The sequence below is a fragment of the Streptomyces sp. AC558_RSS880 genome, from assembly GCF_019049255.1.
GTDB lineage: Bacteria > Actinomycetota > Actinomycetes > Streptomycetales > Streptomycetaceae > Streptomyces.
The window spans coordinates 13,835-40,805 of sequence record NZ_JAGMUJ010000037.1; the positions used below are offsets into that span (position 1 = coordinate 13,835).

Annotated in this window: 29 protein-coding genes and 1 pseudogene; 14 read left to right on the plus strand and 16 right to left on the minus strand. The window is 73.2% G+C overall.

The window, feature by feature from the left end; all coding sequences use genetic code 11:
- Positions 1 to 9: 9 nt before the first annotated feature.
- The gene (locus KUM38_RS16585; RefSeq protein ID WP_217130145.1) at positions 10 to 426 is read left to right on the plus strand and encodes a hypothetical protein; all 417 of its coding nucleotides are present in this window, start codon (positions 10 to 12) and stop codon (positions 424 to 426) included.
- Positions 423 to 701: a DUF4031 domain-containing protein gene (locus tag KUM38_RS16590; RefSeq protein ID WP_217130146.1), complete on the plus strand. Its 279-nt coding sequence runs from the start codon at positions 423 to 425 to the stop codon at positions 699 to 701. Before KUM38_RS16585 ends, KUM38_RS16590 begins: the two co-directional genes overlap by 4 nt.
- On the opposite strand, the gene KUM38_RS16595 is transcribed toward KUM38_RS16590, so the two are convergent.
- A complete protein-coding gene (locus KUM38_RS16595) occupies positions 683 to 1,744 on the minus strand; it encodes a GNAT family N-acetyltransferase (protein ID WP_217130171.1) in 1,062 nt (353 codons plus the stop codon). The two genes, KUM38_RS16590 and KUM38_RS16595, sit on opposite strands and share 19 nt — an antisense overlap.
- Before the next feature lie 34 nt (positions 1,745 to 1,778).
- A complete protein-coding gene (locus tag KUM38_RS16600; protein ID WP_217130147.1) occupies positions 1,779 to 2,441 on the minus strand; it encodes a hypothetical protein in 663 nt (220 codons plus the stop codon).
- Positions 2,442 to 2,489: 48 nt separating this feature from the next.
- On the opposite strand from KUM38_RS16600, the gene KUM38_RS16605 reads away from it, so the two are divergent.
- The 3 genes from KUM38_RS16605 (at position 2,490) to KUM38_RS16615 (ending at position 4,421) form a co-directional block, all read left to right on the plus strand.
- On the plus strand, positions 2,490 to 2,903 hold the full coding sequence (locus KUM38_RS16605) for a cytidine deaminase (protein WP_217130148.1): 414 nt from the start codon (positions 2,490 to 2,492) through the stop codon (positions 2,901 to 2,903).
- 39 nt (positions 2,904 to 2,942) lie between these two features.
- Complete coding sequence (locus KUM38_RS16610) at positions 2,943 to 3,623, plus strand: maleylpyruvate isomerase family mycothiol-dependent enzyme (RefSeq protein ID WP_217130149.1); 681 nt, start codon at positions 2,943 to 2,945, stop codon at positions 3,621 to 3,623.
- 108 nt (positions 3,624 to 3,731) lie between these two features.
- Entirely contained in the window at positions 3,732 to 4,421 is a 690-nt protein-coding gene (locus KUM38_RS16615) for a copper homeostasis protein CutC (protein ID WP_217130150.1), read from the plus strand.
- Between the two features lie 179 nt (positions 4,422 to 4,600).
- Here the strand turns inward: KUM38_RS16615 and KUM38_RS16620 are convergent, their stop codons facing one another.
- Both KUM38_RS16620 and KUM38_RS16625 read right to left on the minus strand, forming a co-directional pair.
- Positions 4,601 to 6,730, minus strand: coding sequence for an ATP-binding domain-containing protein (locus KUM38_RS16620; RefSeq protein WP_374227058.1), 2,130 nt, complete (start codon positions 6,728 to 6,730; stop codon positions 4,601 to 4,603).
- A 193-nt stretch (positions 6,731 to 6,923) separates the two neighbouring features.
- Positions 6,924 to 7,835, minus strand: a complete 912-nt coding sequence (locus KUM38_RS16625; protein ID WP_217130151.1) for a helix-turn-helix domain-containing protein — start codon at positions 7,833 to 7,835, stop codon at positions 6,924 to 6,926.
- 93 nt (positions 7,836 to 7,928) lie between these two features.
- On the opposite strand from KUM38_RS16625, the gene KUM38_RS16630 reads away from it, so the two are divergent.
- Complete coding sequence (locus tag KUM38_RS16630; protein WP_217130152.1) at positions 7,929 to 8,801, plus strand: aldo/keto reductase family oxidoreductase; 873 nt, start codon at positions 7,929 to 7,931, stop codon at positions 8,799 to 8,801.
- A gap of 130 nt (positions 8,802 to 8,931) precedes the next feature.
- Entirely contained in the window at positions 8,932 to 9,117 is a 186-nt protein-coding gene (locus tag KUM38_RS16635; protein WP_217130153.1) for a hypothetical protein, read from the plus strand.
- 14 nt (positions 9,118 to 9,131) lie between these two features.
- Here KUM38_RS16635 and KUM38_RS16640 read toward each other — a convergent pair whose 3' ends face one another.
- The gene (locus KUM38_RS16640; RefSeq protein ID WP_217130154.1) at positions 9,132 to 9,911 is read right to left on the minus strand and encodes a helix-turn-helix domain-containing protein; all 780 of its coding nucleotides are present in this window, start codon (positions 9,909 to 9,911) and stop codon (positions 9,132 to 9,134) included.
- Between the two features lie 221 nt (positions 9,912 to 10,132).
- Between KUM38_RS16640 and KUM38_RS16645 the strand changes: the two genes are divergently transcribed.
- The 3 genes from KUM38_RS16645 to KUM38_RS16655 are packed head-to-tail and all read left to right on the plus strand — an operon-like array spanning position 10,133 to position 12,570.
- Entirely contained in the window at positions 10,133 to 10,801 is a 669-nt protein-coding gene (locus tag KUM38_RS16645) for a DUF4097 family beta strand repeat-containing protein (RefSeq protein ID WP_217130155.1), read from the plus strand.
- Between the two features lie 30 nt (positions 10,802 to 10,831).
- Positions 10,832 to 11,788, plus strand: a complete 957-nt coding sequence (locus KUM38_RS16650; RefSeq protein ID WP_217130156.1) for an ATP-binding cassette domain-containing protein — start codon at positions 10,832 to 10,834, stop codon at positions 11,786 to 11,788.
- Complete coding sequence (locus KUM38_RS16655; protein ID WP_217130157.1) at positions 11,785 to 12,570, plus strand: ABC transporter permease; 786 nt, start codon at positions 11,785 to 11,787, stop codon at positions 12,568 to 12,570. The genes KUM38_RS16650 and KUM38_RS16655 overlap by 4 nt, the downstream gene beginning before the upstream one ends.
- Positions 12,571 to 12,696: 126 nt before the next feature.
- On the opposite strand, the gene KUM38_RS16660 is transcribed toward KUM38_RS16655, so the two are convergent.
- From KUM38_RS16660 to KUM38_RS16670, 3 genes are all read right to left on the minus strand, one after another.
- Entirely contained in the window at positions 12,697 to 14,340 is a 1,644-nt protein-coding gene (locus KUM38_RS16660) for a DNA repair helicase XPB (protein WP_217130158.1), read from the minus strand.
- A 98-nt stretch (positions 14,341 to 14,438) separates the two neighbouring features.
- Positions 14,439 to 14,624 carry a hypothetical protein gene (locus tag KUM38_RS16665; protein ID WP_374227059.1) on the minus strand — a complete coding sequence of 62 codons (186 nt, stop codon included), beginning with the start codon at positions 14,622 to 14,624 and terminating at the stop codon, positions 14,439 to 14,441.
- Between the two features lie 410 nt (positions 14,625 to 15,034).
- Positions 15,035 to 17,662, minus strand: coding sequence for a helicase C-terminal domain-containing protein (locus KUM38_RS16670; protein ID WP_217130160.1), 2,628 nt, complete (start codon positions 17,660 to 17,662; stop codon positions 15,035 to 15,037).
- Positions 17,663 to 17,779: 117 nt separating this feature from the next.
- Between KUM38_RS16670 and KUM38_RS16675 the strand changes: the two genes are divergently transcribed.
- A complete protein-coding gene (locus tag KUM38_RS16675) occupies positions 17,780 to 18,787 on the plus strand; it encodes a hypothetical protein (protein WP_217130161.1) in 1,008 nt (335 codons plus the stop codon).
- 342 nt (positions 18,788 to 19,129) lie between these two features.
- Positions 19,130 to 19,759, plus strand: a complete 630-nt coding sequence (locus KUM38_RS16680) for an HAD family hydrolase (RefSeq protein ID WP_217130162.1) — start codon at positions 19,130 to 19,132, stop codon at positions 19,757 to 19,759.
- Here KUM38_RS16680 and KUM38_RS16685 read toward each other — a convergent pair.
- Positions 19,741 to 20,025 carry a hypothetical protein gene (locus KUM38_RS16685; RefSeq protein WP_217130163.1) on the minus strand — a complete coding sequence of 95 codons (285 nt, stop codon included), beginning with the start codon at positions 20,023 to 20,025 and terminating at the stop codon, positions 19,741 to 19,743. The two genes, KUM38_RS16680 and KUM38_RS16685, sit on opposite strands and share 19 nt — an antisense overlap.
- Positions 20,026 to 20,189: 164 nt before the next feature.
- Here KUM38_RS16685 and KUM38_RS42925 point away from each other — a divergent pair, with 164 nt between their 5' ends.
- Positions 20,190 to 20,573, plus strand: coding sequence for a cold-shock protein (locus tag KUM38_RS42925; RefSeq protein WP_217130164.1), 384 nt, complete (start codon positions 20,190 to 20,192; stop codon positions 20,571 to 20,573).
- Positions 20,574 to 20,586: 13 nt separating this feature from the next.
- Here KUM38_RS42925 and KUM38_RS16695 read toward each other — a convergent pair whose 3' ends face one another.
- The 4 genes from KUM38_RS16695 to KUM38_RS16710 form a co-directional block, all read right to left on the minus strand.
- On the minus strand, positions 20,587 to 21,501 hold the full coding sequence (locus KUM38_RS16695) for a 1,4-dihydroxy-6-naphthoate synthase (protein ID WP_217130165.1): 915 nt from the start codon (positions 21,499 to 21,501) through the stop codon (positions 20,587 to 20,589).
- Positions 21,488 to 22,210, minus strand: a complete 723-nt coding sequence (locus KUM38_RS16700) for a futalosine hydrolase (RefSeq protein WP_308408982.1) — start codon at positions 22,208 to 22,210, stop codon at positions 21,488 to 21,490. Before KUM38_RS16700 ends, KUM38_RS16695 begins: the two co-directional genes overlap by 14 nt.
- Entirely contained in the window at positions 22,210 to 22,665 is a 456-nt protein-coding gene (locus KUM38_RS16705; protein ID WP_217130173.1) for a DUF2771 domain-containing protein, read from the minus strand. The genes KUM38_RS16700 and KUM38_RS16705 overlap by 1 nt, the downstream gene beginning before the upstream one ends.
- 84 nt (positions 22,666 to 22,749) lie before the next feature.
- Positions 22,750 to 24,183, minus strand: coding sequence for an MFS transporter (locus KUM38_RS16710; RefSeq protein ID WP_217130167.1), 1,434 nt, complete (start codon positions 24,181 to 24,183; stop codon positions 22,750 to 22,752).
- A gap of 343 nt (positions 24,184 to 24,526) precedes the next feature.
- Between KUM38_RS16710 and KUM38_RS16715 the strand changes: the two genes are divergently transcribed.
- Entirely contained in the window at positions 24,527 to 25,453 is a 927-nt protein-coding gene (locus tag KUM38_RS16715) for a DUF3027 domain-containing protein (RefSeq protein WP_217130168.1), read from the plus strand.
- A gap of 7 nt (positions 25,454 to 25,460) precedes the next feature.
- On the opposite strand, the gene KUM38_RS16720 is transcribed toward KUM38_RS16715, so the two are convergent.
- The 3 genes and pseudogenes from KUM38_RS16720 to KUM38_RS16725 form a co-directional block, all read right to left on the minus strand.
- Positions 25,461 to 25,889, minus strand: a complete 429-nt coding sequence (locus KUM38_RS16720) for a DUF4440 domain-containing protein (protein WP_217130169.1) — start codon at positions 25,887 to 25,889, stop codon at positions 25,461 to 25,463.
- 362 nt (positions 25,890 to 26,251) lie between these two features.
- Positions 26,252 to 26,685 (minus strand): annotated as a pseudogene (locus tag KUM38_RS41900) (ATP-binding protein).
- A 153-nt stretch (positions 26,686 to 26,838) separates the two neighbouring features.
- Positions 26,839 to 26,971, minus strand: a 133-nt coding sequence (locus KUM38_RS16725) for a M23 family metallopeptidase (RefSeq protein WP_217130174.1), incomplete at its 5' end; no start/stop codon positions are given.

A 26,971-nucleotide genomic window follows, 5' to 3' on the forward strand; every position in this document is an offset into this window, starting at 1 on the left:
AATAGGGGCATGGACCCCCATGCTCCCCACGGCGAACCCGGCACCCACCCCGTCAGCCCCCTGGAACAGGCGTTGCACGCGGCGCGCGCCCTCGTGCTCGCCGATCTGGTCGCGCGCGAGGTCGCCGAGGCGGACGTGGTGTCCCTGGTCGAGAAGTCCGTCACGCACCGGCGCTGGTGGGTGGAACAGTGGCCGGACGGCGCCGGGTTCCTCCCCGGCCTGGTCGCCCAGGACGTACAGGACGCCCTGCTGGAACGGTACGGCCGCTGGCCGCTGTGCCCGGTCTGCCGCACCGGTGACCCGCACGCGCTGGACGTGGAGCCGGAACTCGGCCCCGATCCGCACTGGGTGTGCCACAAGGCGGGCGTGCGGGTCGCGGCCGTGGGCGGACTGGGCGGGGCCGCGGACGGAGCGGGCTCCTCGTGACCGTGTACATCGACCCGCCCACCTGGCCGGGCCACGGCCGGATGTGGTCCCACCTCGTCAGCGACCTCTCCTACGACGAACTGCACGCCTTCGCCGACCGCCTGGGCGTTCCCCGCCGCGCCTTCGAACGCGACCACTACGACATCCCCCGGCACCGGTACGCCGACGCGGTGCGCGCCGGGGCGGTCGAGGTCAGCAGCCGCGAGGTGGTGCGGCTGCTGCACGGGGCGGGGCTGCGGCGCCGCAAGGGCGCGGCTCAGCCGCGGAGTTCGTAGGAGATCTGACCCTCCTGCCGGGACACCTCGGTGAAACCGGCCCGGGTGACGACCTTCTGCGAGGGCACGTTCTCCTGGTCGACGACGGCGGCCACCGTCCGTACGCCGTCCTGCTCCAGCGCCCAGCGCGACAGCGTGCGCAGCGCCTCGGTGGCGTAACCGTGGCCGCGGGCGCCCACGACGAGGTCGTAGCCGATCTCCACGCGGCCGTCCCCGTCCGGGACGCCGTGGAAGCCCATCGCGCCCACCGCGCGGTCGTCGTCCCGCCGGACCAGCACGTACATGCCCCACTCCGGGTGGAACACGCCCTCCTCGTACTGCGTGACCATGATCCCGGCGCCTTCGCGGGTGCCGTCGGCGGCGGCCCCGCCGACCCACTCGTGACCGCCGTCACCCGCCAGGGACAGGTCGGCGGCGGTCGCCGGGGTGACACCCTCCAGGGTCAGCCGCTCCGACCGGAGCACCGGGTTGTTGCTCCAGCGCCACCCGGTGACGGGCTCCCGTCCCGGCAGTTCGCCGCGCCCGGTGGCCCACAGCAGCGTCCGCCACGGTGTGGGCCCCGGCTTGACCCGCGGGAAGATCCGGGTGAGGACGAAGGAGGCCAGCTCGGCCGGCGGCTCGTACGCGATTCCCATCCCCTCGGCGATGTCGTGCGTGTGCAGCAGCACCTCGGCCACGCCCATCGCGGCGAAGCCCTCGCGGTTCGCGTGCCGGAAGGGGTAGGGGTGGAAGGCGCGGACCGCGCGCGGGGTGGTGCGGACCGCGGCGGCGAGCAGGGCGCCGGTCGTGGTGATCACCTGGAGGGCGCCCGCGTTGTCGGCGGGGTCCAGGCCGTCCTCGCTTCCTTCGAGGGTGATCTCGAAGGGTACGTACGCGTCCTGCGCCCGCCCGGCGATCTGTCCCGCGTACGCGATGAGATCGCTCGCGATGTGCGCCGCCGTCTCCCGGCAGCTCCACTCCAGCCGCCCGGCCCTCACCCCCGCCCAGTCCCGGTCGGTGACCGCCCCCAGCGCCGCCACGCAGTCCGCGACGGCTTCCTCCACCTGTTCCGCTCCCACAGCATGCATGCGGGGCAGGCTAGGCGGGCGGTGCGGGCGCGGTCGACAGCATTTCCAGCTCGCCGCGCATGTTGTAGCGGGCGGTGGCCTCCCAGTGCTCCCGCCCGTACGGCGTACGGAACAGGCGCGGCAGGGCGAGGAGTTGCCGCAGCACGTCGGCACGGCCCGCGCGGAAGGCCTCGTTCGGCACGAAGTGGTACTCCTCGCGCACGGCGGCGGTGTAGGCGGCGTACGACGACGGCGACGCGGCGAGGATCGCGAGGTCGGCGTCGCACAGCACCTGCCCGTCGCGGTCGTCGTCGGCCGGATCGTGCGTGACGGTGAGCCGCACCAGCCGGGCCACCTCGGCGGTCTTCTCCGCGGACACCCCGGCCTCGGGGAGGGCCCGCTCGGCGAGCCGGGCGGACCGCTCCTCGTTGGTGGACCGGTCCGGCAGGTAGACCGCGTCGTGGAACCAGGCGGCGAGCCGTACGACGTCCGGGTTGTCGGCGTACTCCTCCAGCACGTCGATGTGGTCCAGGACGGCGGTCAGGTGGGTGAGCGTGTGGTAGTGCCGCTGGGGCTCTGACCAGCGGCGCAGTAGTGCGTCGGCGTACTGGTACGGCTCGGGGAAGCACGCGCCGTCCCGTGCCGGGAGGAGGGCGCGCAGCCAGCGGGCACGGAGGGCGTCGGTGTCGGCCATGGGCCCATTGTCCGCCCCGGCTCCCGACGCCTGCCGCACACTGAGGGGATGACCACGCAGATCCACCCCGTCGACCGTGAACTCGTCGAGGCCGCCGCCCGGGTCGCCCGTACCCGTTGCCGGGGCGACAACCACACCATGGCGGCCGCCGGCCGCGGCCGGGACGGGCGGATCGTCACCGCGGTGAACGCCTACCACTTCACCGGAGGGCCCTGCGCCGAGCTGGTTCTCGTCGGCGCGGCCGCGGCCCAGGGGATCTACGAACTGGAGACGATCGTCGCCGTGGGGGACCGGGACCGGGGGGTCGTTCCGCCGTGCGGCCGGTGCCGGCAGGTTCTGCTCGACTACTTTCCCGGGCTCAAGGTCGTCGTCGGCGGGGGCGAGCGCCTGCGGGCCGTCGCCGTCACCGATCTGCTGCCCGAGAGCTATGTCTGGGCCGATCACCGGATCGACGGCGAGTAGGTCCTGTGGACCGGCGGCTCCGCAACTAGCGTGGGCGGTATGACGACTCCTGCGGATGTGCGGAACGTACGGGACCCGGAGCTGCCGGGGCGGCTGTTGACCGTCGAGCGGGACGTGCTGGTCCCGTTGCTGAGGGGGAGGGCGGAGGAGGACTTCGCGTTGCCGGTGGTGGCGTGTCCGGGGTGGACGGTGCGGGACGTGCTGGCGCACTGCTCGGCCGCGTTCACCCGGGTCCTGGAGCGGCGGTTCGAGGACGGGGTGTTCTCGCCCGAGAGCAATGAGCGGGACATCGCCGAGCGGGCCGGGTGGACGAACGCCCGGGTCGTGGACGAGCTGGAGCGCGGGATGACCGAGGCGGGGCCCGTGATCGCCCGGGCGGGCGGGGCGCTGGACGTCCTCGCGCTGGGCGAGTGGGTGCACGCCGGGGACGTACGGGTCGCGCTCGGGGAACCGGGCGCGTACGCGGGCGCGGGGCTGCCGTACGCGCTCACCCTGCTGGGCCAGGTGACCGGACGGAAGGGGCATCTGCCGCTGCACGCCGACCTCGACGACGCCGACGAGCCGCTGCGCCTGGGCGACGCCACGGGGGAACGTCCCCCGGCCCGCTACATCGGCGACGGGCCGACGCTCGTACGGCTGTACGCGGGGCGTCCGGTGGACGGTGCCTCGTACGAGCTGGCCGGGGCGGAGGCGGCGGAGCTGAACATCTTCGGGGGCTGAGCGGAGGGGCTGAGCGGAAGGGCGGGGGAGCCCCGGGCGGGTGGTCGGGCGTAGGCTTGGATTGGACTAGACCTGTAGTCGCCGTCTGATGCCGAGGAATGGGGCCCCATGAGCAAGCGTGCAGTCCTGGAGGTGATCGCCCTCGACGTCGAGGACGCGGTGGCCGCCCAGGCCGGAGGTGCGGACCGCCTCGAGCTGGTGACCGACATGGCGGCGGACGGGCTGACGCCTTCGGCGGCGACCGTCGCGGGGATCCGGGCGGCCGTGGACGTCCCGGTGCGGGTGATGCTGCGGCTGGCGGACGGGTTCGCGGCGGGGGACGTCGAGCGGCTGGTGGCTGCCGTCCGCGAGATGCGCGAGGCCGGGGCGGAGGAGTTCGTGCTCGGGTTCCTCGACGCGGAGGGCGGGGTGGACCTGGGGGCGGTGGAGCGGGTCGCCCGTGAGCTGGAGGGGTGCCGGTGGACGTTCCACCGGGCCATCGACCGGGCCGCCGACCGGGACGCCCTGCGCAAGCGGCTCGCGGACTTCCCCGGCCTGGACACGTACCTGACGGCCGGGGCGGCCGAGGGGGTCGACGTGGGGATGCCGACCCTGCTCGCGGAGGCGGGGCGGCGGGGGGAGCCGGGGTACGAGCAGCAGTTGCTGGTGGGGGGTGGGTTGCGGCTGGACCACGTGCCGCTGTTGCTGAAGGCCGGGATCGATGCCTTCCACATCGGGGGAGCGGCGCGACCGCAGGGCTGGGACGGGCCGGTCTCGGTGGAGGCCGTCGCGGAGTGGCGGCGGGTGCTGGGGGGCTGAGCGGGGCTGGGCTGCGGCTGGGCGGGGGTGGGTCGCGCGGCCCGGCGCTTGCGGGGTGCCTCCCCCAGAGGGGGTACCCCCAGCGCCCACCCTCCCCCACTCTCGGCTTCGCTCGAGCGGGAGGTACCCCCATCGCCCCTGCGGCACGACTGCCCGCGGAGACGAGGGGGCGGTGGCGGTTACGTCAGTTGCTCCGGTAGCGGGGCCGTGTGCGTCACGATCAGGCCCGATACCGCTCGGGTCAGGGCCACGTAGAGGCGGCGCAGGCCCGTGCGTTCGTCCGGTTCGGCGTCGACCACCGCGCGGGGTTCGTCCAGGACCACGTAGTCGTACTCCAGGCCCTTCGCCAGGGAGGCCGGGACCAGGGTCAGGCGGGTGGCGTGGGTCGTCTCCTCGCCGGGGGCGATGGACGTGATCCCCGCCGCCGTCAGCGCCCGCGCCAGTTCCGGGACGCGGGCGTCCGCCGCGATCAGGCCCACCGAGCCCTCGTTGCGCAGGAGTTCGCGGCAGGCGGAGACCACGTCGTCCGTTCCTCCGGACCGGCGGACCTGGAAGAAGCCCGGGTTCTCGCGGATCGACGCCACCGGGGTCAGACCCGGCGCGATGTGGGGGAGGAGCCGGGAGGCGTAGGTGATGACGTCCGTGGGGACGCGGAAACCGGCCGTCAACTCCTCGATCAGCGCGTCCTGTTTGCCCAGGTGGAGCAGGGCCTCCTCCCAACTGCGCGTCGCCCAGGGCGTGGTTCCCTGGGCCAGGTCGCCGAGGACGGTCGCCGAACCGGTCGTGCAGCGGCGGCCCACCGCCCGGTACTGCATGGGGGACAGGTCCTGCGCCTCGTCGAGCACCACGTGTCCGAGGGAGTGCGTGCGCTGGATGAGGTCCGTCGCCTCGTCGATCAGCACCGCGTCCGCCGCCGACCACTTCGCCGACTTCACCGAGCGGGCGGGCTTCGCCCACAGGATCGTCTTCCGCTCCTGCTCGTCGAGCAGGCCCTCCGCGTGCTCCGCCAGGAACTCCGGGTCGCCGAGCAGCCGTAGCACCAGCTTCGCCGGGTCGACGGCCGGCCAGACCGCCTTCACCGCCGCCTTCACCGCGGCGTTGCGGGCCACCGCGTCCTGGACCCTGTCGTCCGGTGCCTCGCCCGCCCGCTCCATCTGTACCAGCACGGCGTGCGCGATGCGCTGCGGCAGGGCGTCGCGGGCGGCCCCGTAGCGGATGTCGCGGTCGAGCAACTGCCGGACGATCTCCTCCAGTTCGTACGCCGGTACCCGCCAGCGGCGTGAGCCGCGTACGACCACGACCGGTTCGGTGGGCATCGTGACGTGTGCGTAGAGGGCCCTGCGCAGGACCTCCGCCATCCGGGCGTCGCCCTTGACCACCGCCGCCGGCGCGTCGTCCGTCCCGCGCACCTCCACGTGCGCCACCAGGTCGTCCACCGTGGCCTGCGCCACCGTCAGCTCGCCCAGCGCGGGCAGCACCTGCTCGATGTAGTGCAGGAAGGACCGGTTCGGGCCGACGACCAGCGTGCCGGTGCGGGCCAGCCGCTCGCGGTGGGCGTAGAGGAGGTAGGCGACCCGGTGCAGGCCGACGGCCGTCTTCCCGGTGCCGGGGCCTCCCTGCACGCACACGCTGCCGGACAGCCCGGACCGTACGATCTCGTCCTGCTCGGGCTGGATCGTGGCGACGATGTCCCGCATCGGGCCGACGCGCGGACGTTCGATCTCCTGCTGGAGCAGCTTGCTGGTGGTAGCGGCCTCCGCCGGGTCGGAGAGGTGTTCGTCCTCGTACGCGGTGAGGTCGCCGCCCGTGTAGCCGAAGCGGCGGCGCAGCGCGATGTCCAGCGGGTCCTTCTTGGACGCCCGGTAGAACGGCTGCGACACCGGCGCACGCCAGTCGATCACCATCGGGTCGCCGTCCGCGTCGTGCACGTGCCGGCGCCCGATGTAGAAGCGCTCCCCGTCCGCGCCCTCGGCCTGCTCGGCGCCGGGGGAGTGCAGGTAGTCGAGGCGGCCGAAGAACAGCGGGGTGTCGCTGAGGTCGGCCAGCGCCTTGACGCGTTCCTCGATCTGGTGCGCCAGCGCGGCCGCGTTGACCCAGTTCGCCGTGACGTCGCTGATGTCGAGGGCCTCGACGTCCTCGCGCATGGCGCGCAGTGCGGAACGGGACGCGGCGAGGTGGGTGCGCTCGCGGGCGAGCGGGTCGTCTGAGGGGATGCTCGCGGGACCGTCTGCGGATTCGCCTACGGATTCGTCTGCGGATTCGCCTACTGATTCGTCTACGGGCTCGTCTACCGGCGTGGACGCGGACAAGGGGGTGCCTCCGGGGGACCTGCTGCTGGGGTTGCTGCGGTGTACCGGCCGGTTTCCGTCCGGACGGCGGCGCTCCGTGAGGGGAGGCGGGCAAGAGCGGAGAGTCTAGGACGCGCGGCCGGTACGGGCCAAACGGTTTGTGCGCCGGACGGGGCGGCGGGCGGCGGGGCGGGCCCGCCCGTGGCCGCCCCGGTCAGCTCGTACGCGCCGAACCGTCCGCTTCCCGCACGTCGGACACGTCGGGCCCGTCGGCCGGCCGCCGCACCGGTCGTCCCGTGGTCAGCGAGGCGAGCAGGGCGAGCCGCTCGGCGTCCTCGGTCCCCGGCTCGGCGTGGTAGACCGCGAGCGTCATGCCGTCGGGGCCGTCGACGTCCAGTTTGGACATGGTGAGGTTCAGCTCGCCGACCTGTGGGTGGTTCATCCCGATCGGCCCGGTGCCCGGCGGCCGCACGTCGTGGCGCGCCCACACCCGTCGGAACTCCTCGCTGGCCAGGGAGAGTTCGCCGACGAGCCGGACGACCCGCGGGTCGTCGACGTCGGATCCGAGCCGTCGGCGGAAGGCGGCGACGCACCGGGCCGCCGTGTGGGCCCAGTCCGTGTGCAGCGCCTGCTCGGCGGGGTCGAGGAAGAACGACCGGAGCCGGTTCCCCCCCACCCGTACGCTCGGGACCAGCGCGGTGGCGAGCGCGTTGGCCGCGATCACGTCGAGGGTCCTGTCCGTCACGAAGGCCGGCAGCCCGATCGCCTCGAGCAGCTGTGCCGTGGCCGGCGGAACGGTCCGTCGCCGGGGCCGGGGGTGGGACCGGCGGTGGGCGCGGGGCCGCGGCGCGGCGAGCTGGTGGAGGTAGCCCGTGGCGGTGTCGTCGAGCCGGAGCACCCGGGCGAGCGCGTCGAGGACCTGCGCCGACGGGTTGCGGTCGCGGCCCTGCTCGAGCCGCAGGTAGTAGTCGGAGCTGATCCCGGCGAGCATGGCCACCTCCTCACGGCGCAGCCCCGGCACCCGGCGCATCCCGTGCGTCGGGAGTCCGATGTCCTCGGGCGTCACCAGCTCCCGGCGCGCCCGGAGGTAGTCACCGAGCAGATTCTCCTCAGGCATGTCCTTCATGCTAGGCGCGCGGTGCCGTTCGTCCCTGTCCCTGTCACTCCCAGGATCGGCAGGGATCTGGGCGGGCCGGCCGGTGGCACGGACGGTGGGGGCATGAGTACTCGGACCACATCCCTCCCCGGCGGCACCTGGACGATGGGCGACCTGACCGTCACCCGCTTCGGCTACGGGGCCATGCAGCTGACCGGCCCCGGCGTGATGGGGCCGCCGGCCGATCACGACGGCGCGCTCGCGGTGCTGCGCGAGGCCGTACGCCTCGGCGTCACCCACATCGACACGGCCGACGCCTACGGGCCGCACGTCACCAACCGGCTGATCCGCGAAGCGCTGCACCCCTACCCCGACTCGCTGCACCTCGTGACCAAGGTCGGCGCGGACCGCGACGCACAGGGCGGCTGGCCCCCGGCCCGGGAGCCGGACGACCTGCGCCGGGCCGTCCACAGCAACCTCGAGAACCTCGGCGTGGAGACGCTGGACCTCGTCAACCTCCGCCTCGGCGACGCCGGAGGCCCGCGGCCCGGCTCGCTCGCCACGGCGTACGAGACCCTCGTCGAACTCCAGCAGCAGGGTCTGATCCGCCACCTCGGCCTGAGCAACGCGACCGCCGATCAGATCGCCGAGGCGCAGACCATCGCCCCGTTCGTCTGCGTGCAGAACCTCTACAACCTCGCCCACCGCCAGGACGACGACCTCGTCGACCGGCTCGCCGAGCAGGGCATCGCCTACGTGCCGTTCTTCCCGCTGGGCGGCTTCAGCCCCCTGCAGTCCTCGGTGCTCTCGGCCGTGGCCGCCCGGCTCGGCGCCCGCCCGATGTCGGTCGCCCTGGCCTGGCTGCTGCACCGGTCGCCCAACATCCTGCTCATCCCCGGGACCTCGTCGGTGGCGCACCTGCGGGAGAACGTCACCGGCGCGGGCCTCTCCCTGTCCGAGGAGGACCTCGCCGAGCTGGACACGATCGGCCGCTGACCCGCCGCCCCTAGGGGACGCCCCGTCCTGCCTGAGGGGGACGGGTCGTTCCGGAGGCGTACGCGGAGGGCCGGCGGGTCGGTCCCTTCGGCCGATGCCCGTGCCGGGGGTGGAGGGCAACCATGGGGACATGAGCGCAGCGACCCTCCACCCCACCACATCGCCGGTCCGGCCGACCGGCGCGGCCCCGGTCCAGGGCAGTCGTCCGCACCGCCTCGGCGATGCCCTGCGCGCCGTGAAGGTGTTCCTCGGCGCCGCCTTCGACGTGATCGTCCTCGGCGAGTACGGCGAGGAGGCGGGCGTCCGCCGCAGGTAGGCGGCGCCGGTCGCCTACCCGCGGTCCGGGCGTGGCCCGGTGGTGTCGTCCGAGGCTGTTCCCGTGGTGTCGTCCGAGGCCGTTCCGGGGTTCGTGTAGAGGACTTCGCGAGCCTGTTCGGCAGCGCGGATCATGGTCTCGGCCACGAAGTCGAGAAAGCGGGCGGCGTTCTCCAGGCGCACGGCGGCCGGTGTGCCGGGCCCCATGACGCCGACGCCCTGCCGTGAGGTCTCGGCGACCTGGGCGGTGGACCGGGCGCTGGCCATCATCGACTGGTACCAGATGTCCTCGTCGAAGCCGTAGCGCTCACGGCGGCCCTCCTCGCGGAATCGGCGGATGAGGTCCTGGCTCTCCAGGAACGTGATCGCCTTGGAGATGGACGCCGGGCTGACCTCGAGGCGCTGGGCGAGTTCGGCGGCGGTGAGGCTCCCGCTGTCGGTGAGGGTGAGGCAGGCCATGACCCGGGCCATCATCTTGGGCGTGCCCGACGCTATGAAGACGGTGGTGAGCGTCTCCTCGTACGCGCGTACGGCCTCCGCGTCGCGGCCGTAGTCCTCCGTGAGCGCCTTCGGCCCCCGCGTCGCGGCCTGTCCGCGCCGGTGGGCCCGGCGTTCGGTGGCGCGGTGGGCCAGGTCCGCGCGGTAGCCGGCGGGGCCGCCGTTGCGCATCACCTCGCGCGTGATCGTCGAGGTGGGGCGGTCCAGACGCCTGGCGATCTCCGCGTAGGCGAGCCCGTCGGCCAGCCCCGTCGCGATCTGCTGGCGTTCCTGCTGGGTGAGCCTGCCTCCTGGCAACGCGGTCTCCTTCGTGGTCCGTGATGTCGCCAGCATAGCTTTCGCTTCAATTCATTGCAACGATCGCACCTTCTCTTGTTGCGTTAGCTTCCATCTCGTTGCAACGATTTGCCTGCTGTGACCTGCATAAATCGCTATTGCATGCAACGAAGTAGTTGCCGCAATCATGAACGCAACGTAGCGTTTCCGGTGTCAGAAACGACAACCCGAAGGAGCGCACGATGCAGTTCGACACCCCCGCCCCCATCTCGGTCGCCCTCGACGTCCCCGCGGGCCGCATCCGGTTCATCGCCGCCGACCGGGCCGACACCGTGGTCGAGGTCCTGCCCGCGGACGCCACGAAGAGCCGCGACACGAAGGCGGCGGAGCAGACCGGGGTCGAATACGGCGACGGCGTCCTGCGGATCGACGGCCCGTCGGCGAAGAACCAGCTCCTCGGCCCGTCCGGATCCGTCGAGATCACCGTCCAGCTGCCCGCCGGCTCCCACGTCGAGGGGAAGGCGGCCGCCGCGGAGCTGCGGGGCGTCGGACGGCTCGGCGACGTCACCTTCGAGGGCGCACAGGGCCCGGTCAAGCTCGACGAGACCGCGAGCGCCCGCCTCGCCGTCCTCGCCGGCGACGTCTCGGTCGGCCGTCTGGGCGGCCCCGCCGAGATCAGCACCCAGAAGGGCGACATCCGCGTCACCGAGGCCGTGCGCGGCACGGTCACGCTGCGCACCGAGCACGGCGACATCTCCGTCGGCGCCGCCCGCGGAGTCTCCGCCTCCCTCGACGCCGGCACCGGCTACGGCCGGATCCACAACACGCTCAACAACGCCGACGGCGCCGCCGCCGGCCTGGCCGTCCACGCGACCACCGGCTACGGCGACATCACCGCCCGCAGCCTGTAACCCCCCTCGGCACCCGAAGGAGAACCCCTCATGACCGGCTTGGCCATCGCGGCGAACGGGCTGCGCAAGTCCTACGGAGACAAGGTCGTGCTCGACGGCGTCGACCTCACCGTCCCGGAAGGCACGATCTTCTCCCTGCTCGGCCCGAACGGCGCGGGCAAGACCACCGCCGTCAAGATCCTCTCCACCCTCGTCACCGCGGACGCCGGCGACCTGCGGGTCGGCGGCCACGACCTCGCCACCGCCCCCCAGGCCGTGCGGGCGGCGATCGGTGTCACCGGTCAGTTCTCCGCCGTGGACGGGCTGATCACCGGCGAGGAGAACATGCTCCTGATGGCGGACCTGCACCACCTCTCCCGTGCCGAGGGGCGGCGGGTGGCCGCCGAGCTGCTGGAGCGGTTCGACCTCACCGAAGCGGCGCAGAAGCCCGCCTCCACCTACTCCGGCGGCATGAAGCGCCGCCTCGACATCGCCATGACCCTGGTCGGCTCCCCGCGGATCATCTTCCTCGACGAGCCGACCACCGGCCTCGACCCCCGCTCCCGCCACAACATGTGGGGCATCATCCGCGAACTCGTCACCGGCGGGGTGACCGTCTTCCTCACCACCCAGTACCTGGAGGAGGCCGACGAACTCGCCGACCGCATCGCGGTCCTCAACGACGGGAAGATCGCCGCCGAGGGCACCGCCGAGGAACTCAAGCGCATCGTCCCCGGCGGACACGTACGGCTCCGCTTCACCGACCCGACCGCCTACCGGTCCGCCGCCACCGCACTGACCGAGGCCACCCGGGACGACGACGCCCTCGCCCTCCAGATCCCCAGCGACGGCACCCAGCGCGAACTGCGCGCGATCCTCGACCACCTGGACGCCGCCGGCATCGAAGCCGACGAACTCACCGTGCACACCCCCGACCTCGACGACGTGTTCTTCGCCCTGACCGGCCCCGCCGCCGTCCCCGCCCAGCCCAAGGAGAACGTCCGATGAGCACCCTCGCCCTCGCCGTGCGCGACTCGACCACCATGCTGCGCCGCAACCTCCTGCACGCCCGGCGCTACCCGTCCCTCACCCTGAACCTGCTGCTCACGCCGGTCATGCTGTTGCTGCTCTTCGTCTACATCTTCGGCGACGTGATGAGCGCGGGCATGGGCGGAGCCGACCGCTCCGCGTACATCGCCTACCTCGTGCCGGGTGTGCTGCTGATGACCATCGGCTCCACCACGATCGGCACCGCGGTGTCCGTCTCCATGGACATGAGCGAGGGCATCATCGCCCGCTTCCGCACCATGGCCATCCACCGGGGCTCCGTGCTCATCGGGCACGTCATCGGCAGCGTGCTGCAGTCGGTCGCGAGCGTGGTCCTCGTCGGCGCCGTCGGCGTGGCCATCGGCTTCCGCTCCACGGACGCCACGGCCCTGGAGTGGCTGGCCGCGTTCGGGCTGCTGGTGCTGTTCGCCCTGGCGCTCACCTGGATCGCCGTCGGCATGGGCCTGATCAGCCCGAACGCCGAGGCCGCCAGCAACAACGCGCTGCCGCTGATCCTGCTGCCGCTGCTGTCCAGCGCCTTCGTCCCGGTCGACGGAATGCCGGGCTGGTTCCAGCCGATCGCCGAGTACCAGCCCTTCACCCCGGCCATCGAGACCCTGCGCGGCCTGCTGCTCGGCACGGAGATCGGCCACAACGGATGGCTGGCCATGGCCTGGTGCCTGGGCCTGGCGGTGCTCGGCTACTTCTGGTCGGCCGCCAAGTTCAACCGCGACCCGAGGTAACCCTCATGACGGCCCGTCCCGCCCGAGGGCGGCGTACCCCGACACCACGTCGGCGCACGCCGCCCCACCGGCGTTCCCGGCAGTCCGTCCCGGTGCCGGCGTTCCGCCTGCCCGAGGGGCGACCGCTCAGTTCTCCGTCAGCAGCTCGTCCGCGTCCATGATCCGGTACGCGTACCCCTGCTCCGCCAGGAACCGCTGGCGGTGTGCCGCGAAGTCCTGGTCGATGGTGTCCCGGGCGACCACGGAGTAGAAGTGGGCCTGGTGCCCGTCCGCCTTGGGCCGCAGCACCCGGCCGAGCCGCTGCGCCTCCTCCTGCCGTGAGCCGAAGGTGCCCGACACCTGGATGGCGACCGTGGCCTCCGGCAGGTCGATCGAGAAGTTCGCGACCTTGGACACCACCAGGACGCTGATCTCGCCCTCCCGGAACGCGTCGAACAGCTTCTCCCTCTGGGCGTTCGACGTCTCGCCCTTGATCACCGGCGCGTCCAGGTGCTCGCCCAGCTCGTCCAGCTGGTCGATGTACTGCCCGATGACGAGGATCTGCTGCCCCGCGAACCGCCGGACGATCGCCTCCGTCACCTTCTGCTTGGTCGCCGTCGTCGAGCAGAACCGGTACTTCTCCTCCTGCTCCGCCGTCGCGTACGCCAGCCGCTCGGAGTCGGTGAGGTTGACCCGGACCTCCACGCAGTCGGCCGGGGCGATGTAGCCCTGCGCCTCGATCTCCTTCCACGGCGCGTCGAACCGCTTCGGGCCGATCAGCGAGAACACGTCCGACTCGCGGCCGTCCTCGCGCACGAGGGTCGCCGTCAGACCGAGCCGCCGCCGGGCCTGGAGATCGGCCGTGAACTTGAAGACGGGCGCGGGCAGCAGGTGCACCTCGTCGTAGAGGATCAGGCCCCAGTCCCGGGAGTCGAACAGCTCCAGGTGGGGATAGATGCCCTTCCGCTTCGTCGTCAGCACCTGGTAGGTGGCGATGGTGACGGGACGGATCTCCTTCCTCGTCCCGCTGTACTCGCCGATCTCGTCCTCGGTCAGCGAGGTCCGCCGCACCAGCTCGTGCTTCCACTGGCGGGCCGAGACGGTGTTGGTGACCAGGATCAGCGTGGTCGACTTCGCCTGCGCCATCGAACCCGCGCCGACCAGCGTCTTGCCCGCGCCGCAGGGGAGGACGACCACACCGGAGCCGCCGTGCCAGAAGTTCTCCACGGCCTGCTTCTGGTACGGGCGCAGCGCCCACCCGTCCTCGACCAGCTCGATGGGGTGCGCCTCGCCGTCCACGTACCCGGCGAGGTCCTCGGCGGGCCAGCCCAGCTTCAGCAGCGTCTGCTTGATCTGCCCGCGCTCGGAGGGGTGCACGACCACCGTGTCCGGGTCGATCCGGGCGCCGACGAGCGGGGCGATCCGCTTGGAGCGCAGCACCTCCTCCAGCACGGGCCGGTCGGTGCTGGTGAGGACCAGGCCGTGCGCCGGGTGCTTGACCAGGCTGAGCCGGCCGTAGCGGTCCATGGTGTCGGCGATGTCGACGAGCAGCGCGTGCGGCACCGGGTAGCGGCTGTACTGCACCAGCGCGTCCACGACCTGCTCGGCGTCGTGCCCGGCCGCCCGCGCGTTCCACAGGCCGAGCGGGGTCACCCGGTAGGTGTGGATGTGCTCGGGCGCCCGCTCCAGCTCGGCGAACGGCGCGATGACCCGACGGCAGTCGTCGGCCTGCTCGTGGTCGACCTCGAGGAGCAGGGTCTTGTCGGACTGGACGATGAGCGGACCATTCACGCGCGGCTGCCTTTCTGCGACGGGCTCGGCACGGGCACTGCACGGCCAAACCTCCAGTCTGCCCGATCGCGCGCGCTGGGGGTCCTGAGTGGACCGGGCTACTTCAGCAGGGGCAGCGTGAGGTTGTTCACCAGTGGCCCCTCGACGGTCACCCCCTCGGTGACGAGCGGCTCCCCTCCGGCGGCCGGAATCGGCAACGGCAGCGCGGCGGCGGCCGGACCGAGCACCGCGACGAGCGCGAGAGCGGAGAGACAGACGGCCACCGCACGGAACGTGGAAGGCACGGGACACCCTTTCATCTTCGGTTCGTCTTCGGCCGACGGGACGGGCCGGTCCCGGGGGACGAGGGGCCGGCCCGCCGTGCACGAGGAACGGATCAGAACGAGAGACGTGTCAGGACGCGGAACGTGTCAGAAGGTCACGCCCCCGCCGAGGTCGATCCCGACCGCGGCGGCCTCGGCCGCGAACGCTCCGAGCAACACGGCCGTGGAGGTCAGTACGGCGGCGACACGACGAACGGCACGCATGGGATTTCCTTTCTGTTGTGTGCGAACGGGCTGTGGTCTCCGGCCCGTTCAGGACACCCAGTGGCTGCCCACGGTCCGCCGCACGATGCGGAACGGCCCGCGAGCTCGCTCGTCGGAGCGACATCCCCGGCGTGGCGTGCATGAAGTCCGCCGTACACCCGAACGGGTCAGTCCTGGCCGTCCGCGAGCTCCGCGACCCCCGTGATCCTGTGCAGCGGATACGTACGCACCTCGTCCGCCGTGTGGTCGTACGCCGTGACGAAGCCGCCCTCGACCCGGACCGGGGCGATGACGCGCTGGCTGGCGCCGCCCTCGGCGTTGACGTAGCCGATCCACAGCGCCTCGCCGGTGAGGACGGCGGCCTGCACGGTGGCGAGGGTCTCGGCGGTGGTCGTGCGGGGCAGCTCCCCGCGGCCCGGGTCGCCCCCGGCGGCCGGTCTGCGCGGGGTGGTGGAGGCGAGGTCGCCGGCGCGGACGGCGCGGAGCGCCGCCGTGAGCAGGGTGTCGTCGGGGACCGGCGGCCCCTCCGGGACCGGCGCGGGAGGGGTGCGCGGCGGGGTGCGGTGGGCGTCGGCCCGGGCGATCACCACATCGCCCTCCGCCGACTCGGCGGCCGGGGCGAACCCCATCGCGCGCAGCCCCTCCAGCAGACCGGCCGGACCGGCCTGCGCGGCCAGCACGGTCGGGGCCAGTCGGCGCAGGCCCAGTCCCGCGGCCCGCCTGTCGGCGAGGATCTCGCTGAGCACGGCGTCGTCGTCACAGCGGACGTACGCCGAGGCGGCGCCCACCCGCAGGTGCCCGTGCCTGCGGGCGACGTCGTCGATGAGGTACGCCAGCGGCTGCGGCACCGGTGTGCGGGAGTGCGCGGCGAGGAAGGCGTGCAGGTCGGAGGCGGCCTGCCCGGCGTCGAGGGCGCGCCGCACCGAGCCGGGCGTGAACCGGTAGACGGTCGCGCCACCCTTCGACTCCACGTCCGCGAGGACCTCCAGCATGTCGGCGAGCGGCCGCTCCAGCGGGCCCGGCGCCACCGCCGTCAGGTCGGCCTGGAGGAGCACGTGGTCCAGCGGTTCGGGCAGCAGCGGTGCGAGCAGGCGGGCGGCGGCAGCGGTGGCCGTGGCCTGCTCGGCGGGGGAGAGCGGCGTCGGCACCGGGGCGGGCCGGTGCCGCACGGGCAGCTTGTCACCCGGCCCCTCGGGCTCCGCCTCCGGATGCCTGGCCGCGGGCGCGCCGATCAGCGCCCGCCCGTGCGCGGACAGGGCGCCGCGCCCGGTGATCCCGAGCATCTCCGCCTCGGAGAGCGTCCACCGCGCGATCCGCGCCCGCAGGTCCTCGCCCTCCGCCGGCCCGGACGAGCCACCCACCCCCGAGGAGCCCCTCGCCCCGGGTGCGCCCTCCGCCCCCGAAGGGGCCGGGCCGGCGAAACCCCGCCCGCCCCCGCGCGGCGGGCGCTCCCAGCGCAGCCGTGCCAGTACCGACTCGGGGGCCGGTGCGGCCCCCTCCGGGAGCCCGGCCAGCAGGGTCAGGACCCGGTGCCGTACCTCCGGGGCCGCCGAGCGGTCCAGGCCCGGGCCCAGGGCCGACAGTGTGCGGTCCTTCGCGTCCCGCCCGCCGACCAGCCCCGGCGTGCGCGTCGCCGCCAGCCACGCCGTGACCAGGTGCGCCCACCGCTCCGCGGCGGGCCGCTCGCGCCACTCGTCGTACGCCGGGGTCGCCGCGTACCGCTCGTCGGCCTCACCGTCGGAGGCCAGCAGCCCGGCCGTGTAGGCGAGTTCCACCCAGAACGCGGCCACCGGCTCGGTCACGTCCAGGGCGGTGGCGGTCCGCTTCAGGTCCCGCACGCTCAGCCCGCCGGCCCGCAGCACCGCGGGACCCCCCTCGTGCCAGTCCTTCAGCAGCTCCTCGACGGTCGACAGCGCCGTGTACGCCTGCCCGGCCGCCGTCGCGTCCACCACCTGTGGACGGTGCGTGGCGGCGGCCTCGACGGGCGGCGGCACCGGCTCCGGCGTCCGGTGCGCCCGCCCGGCCCGCAGCCGCAGCGCCACCTCGCGCGGCAGCACGACCGTCCCGGGCGCCGTCGGCAGCAGCAGTCCCCGGTCCAGGAGCCAGCGCAGCCGGGGCGCGGGATCGGCGGTGACCTGCCCGTACGGCGGACCCCACACCAGCCGCTCCAGCACCTCCACCGACTCGGCCGGCGCCTCGTCGAGCAGCGCGGACATCCGCGCCGGGTCGTTGAACAGGGCGGTCAGGGAGGCCACGGCGGACACCGAGTCGTGCGTGGACGGCAGTCCCGCCGTCGCCACGATCTCCTGGATCCGCCCCGGCGACATCCCGGCGGTGGCCTCCCGCACCGTCGGCCCCAGCCCGGTCGGCGACGGGTGCTGCGGCGACGGCGCCAGCAGCTCACGGGCGGTGCGCACCAGCCGCAGCCGGTCGTCACCGCCCCACACCAGCGCCTGCTCGCGCAAGCCGCCGAGCGCGTGCGGCAGCGCGGCACAGACCGCCGGGTCCCCGTCGTCGCCCGCCAGCAGCCCGAGCAGCTCCTCGTACGACGCCGGGTCCGCCGCCACGGCCAGCGCCTGCGCCGTCTGCAGCGCGAACCGGTCCAGCCGCTCCAGCGCCCGTACGACCGAGGCGCGGGTGCCGGCGCGGGTGGCGAGCTGGGTGAGGTCGGTGGGCACGGGCGTGATGAGGTCCGGCCGGCTGCGCAGCAGCGCGGCCAGGGAGACGTCGTCCCGCCCCCGAAGGGCCTCGGCGAGGGATCGGGGGGCCGCCGCGGGGTGCTCCTCGGTGCTCATCCGTCTCACGTTAGCGGGTGGGTACGTCCCCGGAGTGCCGGGAGTTGGGCCGGCCGGCCCCGCTCGCGGTACCGTCGGGCGACGGTGTCCCGACGCATCCGTCCCGGAGGGGACTTCGTGGGTATCGAGAGCGACCAGGTCGTCTACGAGTTTCTGAGCCGCGTCGGCGACGTGGCGCAGCAGCGGCAGCTGCCGTCGGCGGCCCGCATGCGGCTGGTCGCCGAGCTGCGCGACGAGATCGACCGGCGCCGGTCGAAGGCCGTGGTCGACTCCCCCGCCGCGGTCCGCCGCATCATCTCCCGCCTCGGCACGCCGACCGCGGTCGTCACGGCGGCCGAGGAGGCCTCCCGCGCCGCCCCGGGCGCCGCTCCCGTGCCGCCCGCCGCCGTCCCGGTGCAGCGGGAGCCCGAGCCGCAGGGCGCCGAGGCCCGCGGCGGCCGCCCGAAGGGCGTGCTGCGCCGGGTCCTGCCCCGTCCCCGTCCGGCCGGGACACCGGACGGCAGCCCCGCCCCCGCCGACGTACCGTCCCCGCCGCACCGGGCCGGCACGGACGAACTCGGCGACAGCGCCACCCAGCCCGACTGGTGGCGGGTGGACGACAGCCCGTTCGGCGTCGGCGACGAGGTGCCGGGCTTCGTCGGCGGCGTCGAGATCCCCGAGCTCCTCAAGCCGCCCCCGGCGAAGGAGAAGGAGGGGACGCCGCCCGAGCCGGCCGCGGTCCCCGTCGCTCCCGAGGCGGAGCCCGCCGCTTCCCGCCGCCGCCGCTTCCTCCCGCGCCTCCCCTCCGGCCGCTGGAGCAACCCCCTGCTCCTGCTCGCCGCCGGTCTGCTGGTCGCGGGAACCGTGATCGGCGACTGGCGCGCCCTGATCCTCGGCTGGCTCATCGCCTACGCCTCCCGCCGGTTGACCCAGGCGGAGATCAAATGGGCGGTGGTCGTCCTCCCCGGCCTCGCGCTCGCGGGTGGGGTCGTCTGGCTGTGGGGCAGGACGGAGGGCCGTTGGGGCACGCCCGTCCCCGAGGGCCACATGAACGACGCGATCTCCGAGACGTGGCCGTGGGTCATTCGGGCCGCGGCCCTCACCACGGCCCTGTTCCTGGTCTGGCGCTCGCAACGCCAACGCTGACTCAGCCCCTCCGGGGCTCACCCCAGTCCCTCCGGGGCTCACCCCAGTCCTTCCGGGGCTCAACCCAGCGCCTCCGGGGCTCACCCCAGCCCTTCCGGGGCTCACTCCAGCGCCTCCGGCTCAATCCAGCCCCTCCGGCGCTTGAGGAGCGGGGGTCCGGGGGCAGCGCCCCCGGGGACGGGACGGGAAGGGGCGGCGGAGGCGATCCAACCCGGGCGTCCGGTTGCGCTCACGGCGCTTGCCAGGTGCCGCTGCGCCCACCCGTGCCGCCCCAGCGGCACGACTGCCCGCAGCTACGGGCGGCACGACTGCCCGCCGCAGGCGCTGGGCACAATGGCCCATATGGCCATCACCACCCCGCTCCCGCCCACCGTCGGCTTCGACCTCGACATGACGCTCATCGACTCCCGGCCCGGCATCCGTGCCTGCTACCTGGCGCTGGCCGAGCGGACCGGGACGTACATCGACGCCGATCTCGCGGTCAGTCGGCTCGGGCCGCCGCTGGTGGACGAGCTGGCCAACTGGTTCCCGGCCGAGCGGGTCGAGGAGACGGCGGACCTGTACCGGGCGATGTACCCGACGTACGCCATCACCGCCACGCCCGCCCTGCCCGGCGCCCGTGAGGCGATGGCGGCCGTACGGGAGGCGGGCGGGCGCGCGATCGTCGTCACCGCCAAGTACGAGCCCAACGCCAAGCTGCACCTGGCCCACCTCGGGATCGAGCCGGACGCCGTGATCGGCGACCTGTGGGCCGAGCGGAAGGCGCTGGCGCTGCGCGAGCACGAGGCCACCGTCTACGTCGGCGACCACCTCGGCGACGTGCGCGGCGCACGCACCGCCGGTGCGCTGTCCGTCGCGGTCGCCACCGGCCCGTACGGTCCCGACGCGCTCCGCGAGGCCGGCGCGGACGTCGTCCTCACCGATCTGACGGAATTCCCCCGGTGGTTTTCGGACTACTGCTCGGACAACTGACCGGAAACCGGCGCGGAAACCTGCCCCGCCCGCGCCCGACGGCGGCCCGCCGCGACCGAACGCAGTACGCCCGCGCCCGCCATCAGGAATCCGACGGCCATGAACATGCTCAGCCCGAACATGTACGTCGGAAAGGGCGTCGTCCCGAGGAACAACGGGGCCACGGTGACCAGAGTGGCCACGGCGCCGACGAAGAAGACGATGCCACCGGCACGGACCAGGCCGTCACCGGGCACGGGGGAATTCGCTTGGGTTTTGTCACGCACCGGACCAGGGTAGTTCCCAGCGCGAAGGAACAACCCGGTGACGTCTTGTCACCGGCCTGAAGACCATTAGCCTTGGTACCGGCGGGTCATCGGGCCCGCCCGAGTGCTATCAAGAGCCGATTTCCGAAGCAGTTTTCCCGACGAGTACGAGGACGAGGACAGACGTGCCCACCGGCAAGGTCAAGTGGTTCAACAGTGAGAAGGGCTTCGGCTTTCTCTCCCGTGACGACGGCGGCGACGTCTTCGTGCATTCCTCCGTCCTCCCCGCCGGAGTCGAGGCCCTCAAGCCGGGCCAGCGCGTGGAGTTCGGCGTGGTCGCCGGACAGCGCGGCGACCAGGCCCTCTCCCTGACCATCCTGGACCCGACCCCGTCGGTCGCGGCGGCCCAGCGCAAGAAGCCGGACGAGCTGGCCTCCATCGTCCAGGACCTGACGACCCTCCTGGAGAGCATCACCCCGAACCTGGAGCGCGGCCGCTACCCCGAGCGCGCCTCCGGCAAGAAGATCGCCGGCCTGCTCCGCGCGGTCGCCGACCAACTGGACGTCTAGGACGCCGGATCCCCTACGGGAACCGCAGCGCGTCCGGGCCGAGGGGCGGCACCAGCCCCTCGGCCGCCGCACGCGTGAGCAGCCCCCGTACGGCCGCGTACCCGTCCTCGCCGAGACCGGCCGTGAACTCGTTGACGTACAGCCCGATGTGCTGGTCGGCGACGGCCGGGTCCATCTCCTGGGCGTGCTCCATGACGTACGGGCGCGACACCTCGGGCTCGTCCCAGGCCATCCGCACCGACGTCCGGACGGAGTCGGCGAGCCGCGTCAGCGCCTCCTCGCCCAGCGACCGCTTCGCGATGATCGCGCCCAGCGGGATCGGCAGCCCGGTGGTCCGCTCCCAGTGCTCACCCATGTCGGCCAGTCGGTGCAGCCCGTAGTTCCGGTACGTGAAGCGCGCCTCGTGGATGACGAGTCCCGCGTCGACCTTCCCGTCCCGTACGGCGGGCATGATCTCGTGGAATGGCATCACGACGATCTCCCCGACCCCGCCCGCCCGTCGCCCACCACCGCCCTCAACCGAGGGCCCTTCGGGCCCGCCCCCCTTGATTCCAACGACGTCCGCCGCCCACAGCCGGAACAGCAGATACGCCGTCGACCGTTCGCTCGGCACGGCGACCGTACGACCGGTCAGGTCCACCCCGGCCTCCCGGGTCAGCACCAGCGGCCCGCAGCCCCGCCCCAGCGCGCCCCCGCAGGGCAGCAGGGCGTACGTGTCGAGGACGTACGGCAGCACCGCGTACGACACCTTCAGCACGTCCAGTTCACCGCGCTCGGCCATGCCGTTGGTGAGGTCGATGTCGGCGAACGTCACGTCGACGGCGGGCGCGCCGGGGACGCGGCCGTGGGCGAGGGCGTCGAAGACGAAGGTGTCGTTCGGGCAGGGGGAGTAGGCGATCCGCAGCCGCTGCTGCTCACTGGTGGTCATGCTGAATCCAACTCTCCAGGACGGGTGCGAGCTTCCCGAAGCCCTCGGTGAGGGCCGTCAGGGCGTCGCCGATGCGCCAGGCGGCGCGGTCGCGCGGGCCGACGGGGTTCGACACCGCCCGCACCTCCAGGACGGGCCGCCCCTGTGTGACGGCCGCCTCGGCCACGCCGAAGCCCTCCATGCCCTCGGCGAGGGCGTGTGGGTGCCGGGCCCGCAGTGCGGCGGCGCGGGCGGCGGTGCCGGTGACGGTGGAGACGGTGAGGACGGTGCCGGAGCGGGCGCCCGTCACTCGAACGGCCTCCCGCACGAGTGACTCGGGGGAGTGGTGCGCGACGTGCCCGAAGCCCAGTTCGGTGACGGGGAGGAAGCCGTCCGCGGTCTCGGCGCCGAGATCGGCCACGGCGATCGTGCGGGAGACGACGAGCGAGCCGACCGGCGCCTCGGGCTGGAAGCCCCCGCCGATACCGGCGCAGACGACGAGACGGTAGGGGGTGCCGTCGAGCGCGGCGGCGGTGAGCGCGGCGGCGGTGGAGGCGGCGGCCGAGGCGGGGCCGACGCCGGTGGCCATCAGATCACACCCGCCGTCCGTCCGGACCAGGCTCACCCCGGGGAGGTGCACCTGCTTCGCCGCCCCCGGGAACGCCCCGGCCACCGCGTCCCGCTCGACGGGGACCGCGGTGGCCACGAGGACGCGTGACGACGACGTGATCAGTCGTCCTTCTTCTTCAGCCGGAAGGACCACAGACCCGTGGTCGACTCCTCGCCCTCCTTGATCGACACCAGGGTCGAGTCGCCCTGGGCGCCGTACTGGGCGTTGAAGAACACACTGCCCGGGATGACCTGGTAGGTCTTCTTGCTGGAGTCGACCAGCGGCTGACCGTTCATCAGGATGGTCCAGCCGTTGTCGGCGATGTCCGGGTCGACGCCGAAGCGCACGCTCTCGGTGGGGTCGACGGTGATCTCGTCGATGCCCTTGTCCTTCAGGCACTCGTTGAGCGTCTCGGTGGTCAGGGCCTCGCCCTCGCCACCGCAGGTGGCCTCCGAGCTCACCGAGTCGCTGCCCACCGTGAGGGTGGCCATCGACGTCGGCTTGTCACAGGCGGCCAGGACGAGCAGTCCGGCGGATACGGCGCCGGCGGCGGCGACGGCGCGGCGGCGTCGCACAGCGGATTGCAACGTGGTCATGGGCGAAGGCTATCGGGCATGCGTGTTCCTCTCCCCATGCGGGGGTGCGGCGTGGCCGCGCCGTTACGCCACCCGCGCCCGCCCCGTGTTCCCCTGCCGGGCCGAACGGATCAGCCCGCGGACCGTGGTCAGCCAGCCCGCGGCGACGATCGTCGCGCCCACCGCCAGCCCCAGCGCGCCGATCAGCGGCATCACGATGCCGATCGCGCCGCCCAGCACCCACGACATCTGCAGCAGCGTCTCCGAGCGCGCGAACGCCGACGTCCGCACCAGCTCGGGCACGTCCCGCTGGATCAGCGCGTCCAGCGACAGCTTGGCCAGCGCCTGCGCGAACCCGGCGATCGCGGCGAGACACGCCACCAGGACCGCGCCGAAGAACGCGGCGGCCAGGATCGCCGCGCTCACGACACACGCCACCACCGTCACGATGATGATCTCCGGGGCGCGCGACCGCAGCGACGCCCCGACCGCCGTACCGAGCGCGTTGCCCGCGCCCGCCGCCACGCCCACTATGCCGAGCGACACCGCGGCGCTCTGACCCGTCATCGGGTGTTCGCGCAGGAGGAAGGCGAGGAAGAAGATCAGGAAGCCGGTGAGGCAGCGGATGGAGGCGTTGGCGCCGAGCGCGTGGGTGACGGCCGGGCCGACCGTACGCAGCCCGGGGCGCTTCTCCGTCTTGCGGTGCGGGCCGTGCAGGTGCCGCTCGTCGGCGGCGAGCAGCGCCACGTCCTCGCCCTTGGCGGAGTCCACCTTCGGCGGCAGCCGGAAGGACAGGAACATCCCGGCCACGAAGATCACGAACGCCCCGTACAGCGGCCAGCGCGGCCCGACCTGCTGCAGGCCCGCGCCGATCGGCGCGGCGATCCCGGTCGCCAGCAGCCCGCCGAGCGTCACCCGTGAGTTCGCCTTCACCAGGGAGAAGGCGGGCGGCAGCAGCCGGGGCACGACCGCGCTCCGGACCACCCCGTACGCCTTCGACGAGACCAGCACGCCCAACGCCGCCGGATACAGCTCCAGTCCGCCGGTGACGACCGCGCCGGACAGCACCAGCGCGAGCAGGGCCCGGGCGAGCATCGCGCCGGCCATGGCGGCGCGGCGGCCGTGCGGGAGACGGTCGAGGAGCGGGCCGATCACCGGGGCGAGGAGGGTGAACGGCGCCATGGTGATGGCGAGGTAGAGGGCGACACGTCCGCGTGCCTCGTCGGTCGGCACCGAGAAGAACACCGTGGACGCCAGCGCGACCGTGATCATGACATCGCCGGCGCCGTTCACGCCGTGCAGTTCGATCAGCTTGCCGAGCCCGGACTCCCCCGCGCCGTGCGCGTGGGTCGCCCGGCGGATCCCCCGCGCGGTTCCGGTCACCGGCAGGTGCAGGGCACGCCCGAACGCGCGAAGACGGCCGCCCGCCCGGCTCGTCCCGAAGCGTCGGCCGCTGCCCCTGACCCCTTTCGGCTCACCGGTCCCGGTGGCGCCCTGGGGTGTCCTCGCGGTAGCCACGACGCCATAGTGCCCCGAGAAGGCGGTGTGTAATGCCGTATCGCCATGGATGCCGCCCGGGTGCGGCTGTACGGCGGAACGCCGGAAGCCGATGGGAACACGTCACCGGAGGCAGCCGGGCGTCCCCCGGAAACCGGCGCGCGGGACTCCGTAACAACCGTCGGTGTAGGCCCAGCGCACGGGAGAAGGTAGCGTGCGTATCTCAGCCATCCCGCAGAATGGATGGAGGCGCGCCCGAGCACGTTGCGGCGCGGACGTCGACGCGGTCCCACTGTCCGCTCCGTCCGCCCCCCGCGCTGGGAGTGGCGCACTCGTGAGACGGCGTAGGAGAGAAGCGATACCTGTGAGCGCAGCGACAACGCGAAGCCGCACCCCCGACCGTCTGTGCGCCGAGGCCGTCGACCTCGCCCGTGCCGCAGCAGAGGAGGCCGCCGCACCCGGGGTCGTGGGCGAGCACGAAGGCCTGGTCTCCGAGGGCGACCGCGTCGTCACCCACTTCTTCGGCTGCCACGAGCCCGGCTACCGCGGCTGGCGCTGGGCCGTCACCGTCGCCCGCGCCTCCCGCGCCAAGATCGTCACGGTCGACGAGGCGGTGCTGCTGCCCGGCCCCGACGCGGTCCTCGCGCCGGAGTGGGTGCCGTGGAGCGAGCGGCTGCGCCCCGGCGACATGGGACCCGGTGATCTCCTCCCCACCGAGGCCGAGGACCTGCGCCTGGAGCCCGGTTACTCCGGCGAGGAGGAGCCGCCGCCGAGCTCCGCGGTGTCCGGCGAGATGGCCGACCTGGTGGAGGCGGAGGACGCCGAGGTCACGGAGGGCACCCCGGCCCACCTGGCGGTGGTCCCGTCCCGCGGCACGATCGCGGCGGTCGCCGAGGAACTCGGCATGCGCCGCGCCCGGGTCCTGTCCCGCTATGGCCTGCACACCGCCGCCGACCGCTGGGAGGAGTCGTTCGGCGCGAAGACCCCGATGGCGCAGGCGGCCCCCGCGTCGTGCGTCTCGTGCGGCTTCCTCACCCCCATCGGCGGCTCGCTGGGCCAGGCGTTCGGGGTGTGCGCCAACGAGTTCTCCCCGGCCGACGGCCACGTCGTCTCCCTGGCCTACGGCTGCGGCGGCCACTCCGAGGCCGCGGTCATGCCGAAGCCCCCGCAGCCGGCCCCGCCGGTCATCGACGAGACCCGCGTCGACCCGTTCCCCCTCCGCCCGTCCCCCGACTCCGGCTCGGTCCCGGCGACGGAGGACGCGTCGGCGGCGGAGCTGGGTCACTCGTAGGGCGTCATCACAGGTTGTCCCCCCAGCCGCCCTGGACCATGGTCTGGAACGCCCACGTCCCGTTCCGCTTGAGCAGGATGTCGGCGTATCGGAGCCGCTGGGACCCGCCGTCGGCGGTCATGGTCGAGTCCGTGAAGACCACGGCCATCGAGGGGGACAGGAACACCGGGGTCCGGGTGGACTCGAAGGTGATGTCCTGATCCCCTTCGCCCATCACGTGGGTCATGACCGCGATGAACTGTTCCCGGTCCCACTGCGCCGACCGCCCGTTTCCCGCGGAGTCGTCACTCACGAGGTTGAGCGGGAACACGGCCAGGTCCGCCATGCGCTCGACGTCACGCTTCCCGCTCGCCGCGTCGTACTCGGCGAACCAGGCGTCGAGGCTCGCGCGGTCCTCGGTGGTCGGGGTGTATCCGGTGTCGGGGAGGTGGGTCATACGGGCTCCTTCGGCGATGACTAGTCAAGTTTGTCTAGTCGGTGACAAGGGAGTGTGTACCTCTTGCGGGTGCTAGTCAAACTTTATTAGCGATGTCCCCTGGTGTGGCCTGAGTCACATCAGGGGTGGGGGTGCTGACCGGTCCTCGAGGATCTCTTCGACGAGGATGCCCCGCGCCCGTACGGTCTTGGACACGCACGGTCGGTGGCCGACGCGGGGGCCGGCAAGTGGGTGCCTTGCTGAAAATCGTGAGCAGTCGGCGAGGGAGTGCCACATGGGTGCTCGGATGAGCGGTATGGGGACAAGGGCGGCCGGAGTGTGCACGTATCGCAGAAGGCATCGTGTCCAGGGGCGGGCCGGCGTCACCTTCCCGTATCCCGCACCGGAGCACGGGACGCCGACGGTTCCGGTGGGGTGAGGCGTGGTTCGGCCCGGACGGTCTTGCGCGGGAAGCGGCCCCCGGTCGCACCCCGGCGGTCCGCGAGCGCCTCGACCAGCGGCAGGCCACGGCCGGACTCGGCGTCGGGGGAGGCCGGTTGCGGCCCGGGGAGCCGTTCGCCCCGGGTGGCGGTGACCTCGATGCGGAGGGTGTCGGCGACGACGTGGAGCGTCGGCCGGAAGTCCCGCCCCTGTACGTGGCCGTGCGTCGCCGCGTCGGTGGTGGGCTCCGCGATGATCCGACGGGCCGGATCGACGGGCGGTCCCAGGAGCGGAGTTGTTCCGTTCCCGGCTGCCGGACGAAGCGGGCGCCGCGCGGTGTGGGGGAGAACCGCGCGCTGAAGTTGCGTACGGTCACCGTCCGGTGCTGTCGGGGCTGTTCCGACGGTTGGTACGGGTAGGACGCCGGGGTGCGTCACGGACGGTTCAGAGGGCTGATCGCCGAAAGCGACCCCGAGGGCGGGCGCGGGGCCGTCCTCGGGGTCGCTCGGGTGCTGCTGTGTGACCGGGGTCAGACCCGGACGCCGTTGGCGCGCAGGAACTTCGCCGGGTCCACGGCGGAGCCGTAGTTCGGGGTGGTGCGGATCTCGAAGTGCAGGTGCGGACCGCTGGAGTTGCCGGTGTTGCCGGACAGGGCGATCTTC

Excerpts from the sequence above, each read along its gene's own strand:
- KUM38_RS16630 (WP_217130152.1), top strand. The coding sequence starts at position 7,929 with ATGAGTACTCGGACCACATCCCTCCCCGGCGGCACCTGGACGATGGGC.
- KUM38_RS16610 (WP_217130149.1), top strand. The coding sequence starts at position 2,943 with ATGACGACTCCTGCGGATGTGCGGAACGTACGGGACCCGGAGCTGCCG.
- KUM38_RS16720 (WP_217130169.1), bottom strand. The coding sequence starts at position 25,889 with ATGACCCACCTCCCCGACACCGGATACACCCCGACCACCGAGGACCGC.
- KUM38_RS16605 (WP_217130148.1), top strand. The coding sequence starts at position 2,490 with ATGACCACGCAGATCCACCCCGTCGACCGTGAACTCGTCGAGGCCGCC.
- KUM38_RS16670 (WP_217130160.1), bottom strand. The coding sequence starts at position 17,662 with ATGAGCACCGAGGAGCACCCCGCGGCGGCCCCCCGATCCCTCGCCGAG.
- KUM38_RS16655 (WP_217130157.1), top strand. The coding sequence starts at position 11,785 with ATGAGCACCCTCGCCCTCGCCGTGCGCGACTCGACCACCATGCTGCGC.
- KUM38_RS16625 (WP_217130151.1), bottom strand. The coding sequence starts at position 7,835 with ATGAAGGACATGCCTGAGGAGAATCTGCTCGGTGACTACCTCCGGGCG.
- KUM38_RS16645 (WP_217130155.1), top strand. The coding sequence starts at position 10,133 with ATGCAGTTCGACACCCCCGCCCCCATCTCGGTCGCCCTCGACGTCCCC.
- KUM38_RS16615 (WP_217130150.1), top strand. The coding sequence starts at position 3,732 with ATGAGCAAGCGTGCAGTCCTGGAGGTGATCGCCCTCGACGTCGAGGAC.
- KUM38_RS16695 (WP_217130165.1), bottom strand. The coding sequence starts at position 21,501 with ATGACCACCAGTGAGCAGCAGCGGCTGCGGATCGCCTACTCCCCCTGC.
- KUM38_RS16585 (WP_217130145.1), top strand. The coding sequence starts at position 10 with ATGGACCCCCATGCTCCCCACGGCGAACCCGGCACCCACCCCGTCAGC.
- KUM38_RS16635 (WP_217130153.1), top strand. The coding sequence starts at position 8,932 with ATGAGCGCAGCGACCCTCCACCCCACCACATCGCCGGTCCGGCCGACC.
- KUM38_RS16600 (WP_217130147.1), bottom strand. The coding sequence starts at position 2,441 with ATGGCCGACACCGACGCCCTCCGTGCCCGCTGGCTGCGCGCCCTCCTC.
- KUM38_RS16650 (WP_217130156.1), top strand. The coding sequence starts at position 10,832 with ATGACCGGCTTGGCCATCGCGGCGAACGGGCTGCGCAAGTCCTACGGA.
- KUM38_RS16680 (WP_217130162.1), top strand. The coding sequence starts at position 19,130 with ATGGCCATCACCACCCCGCTCCCGCCCACCGTCGGCTTCGACCTCGAC.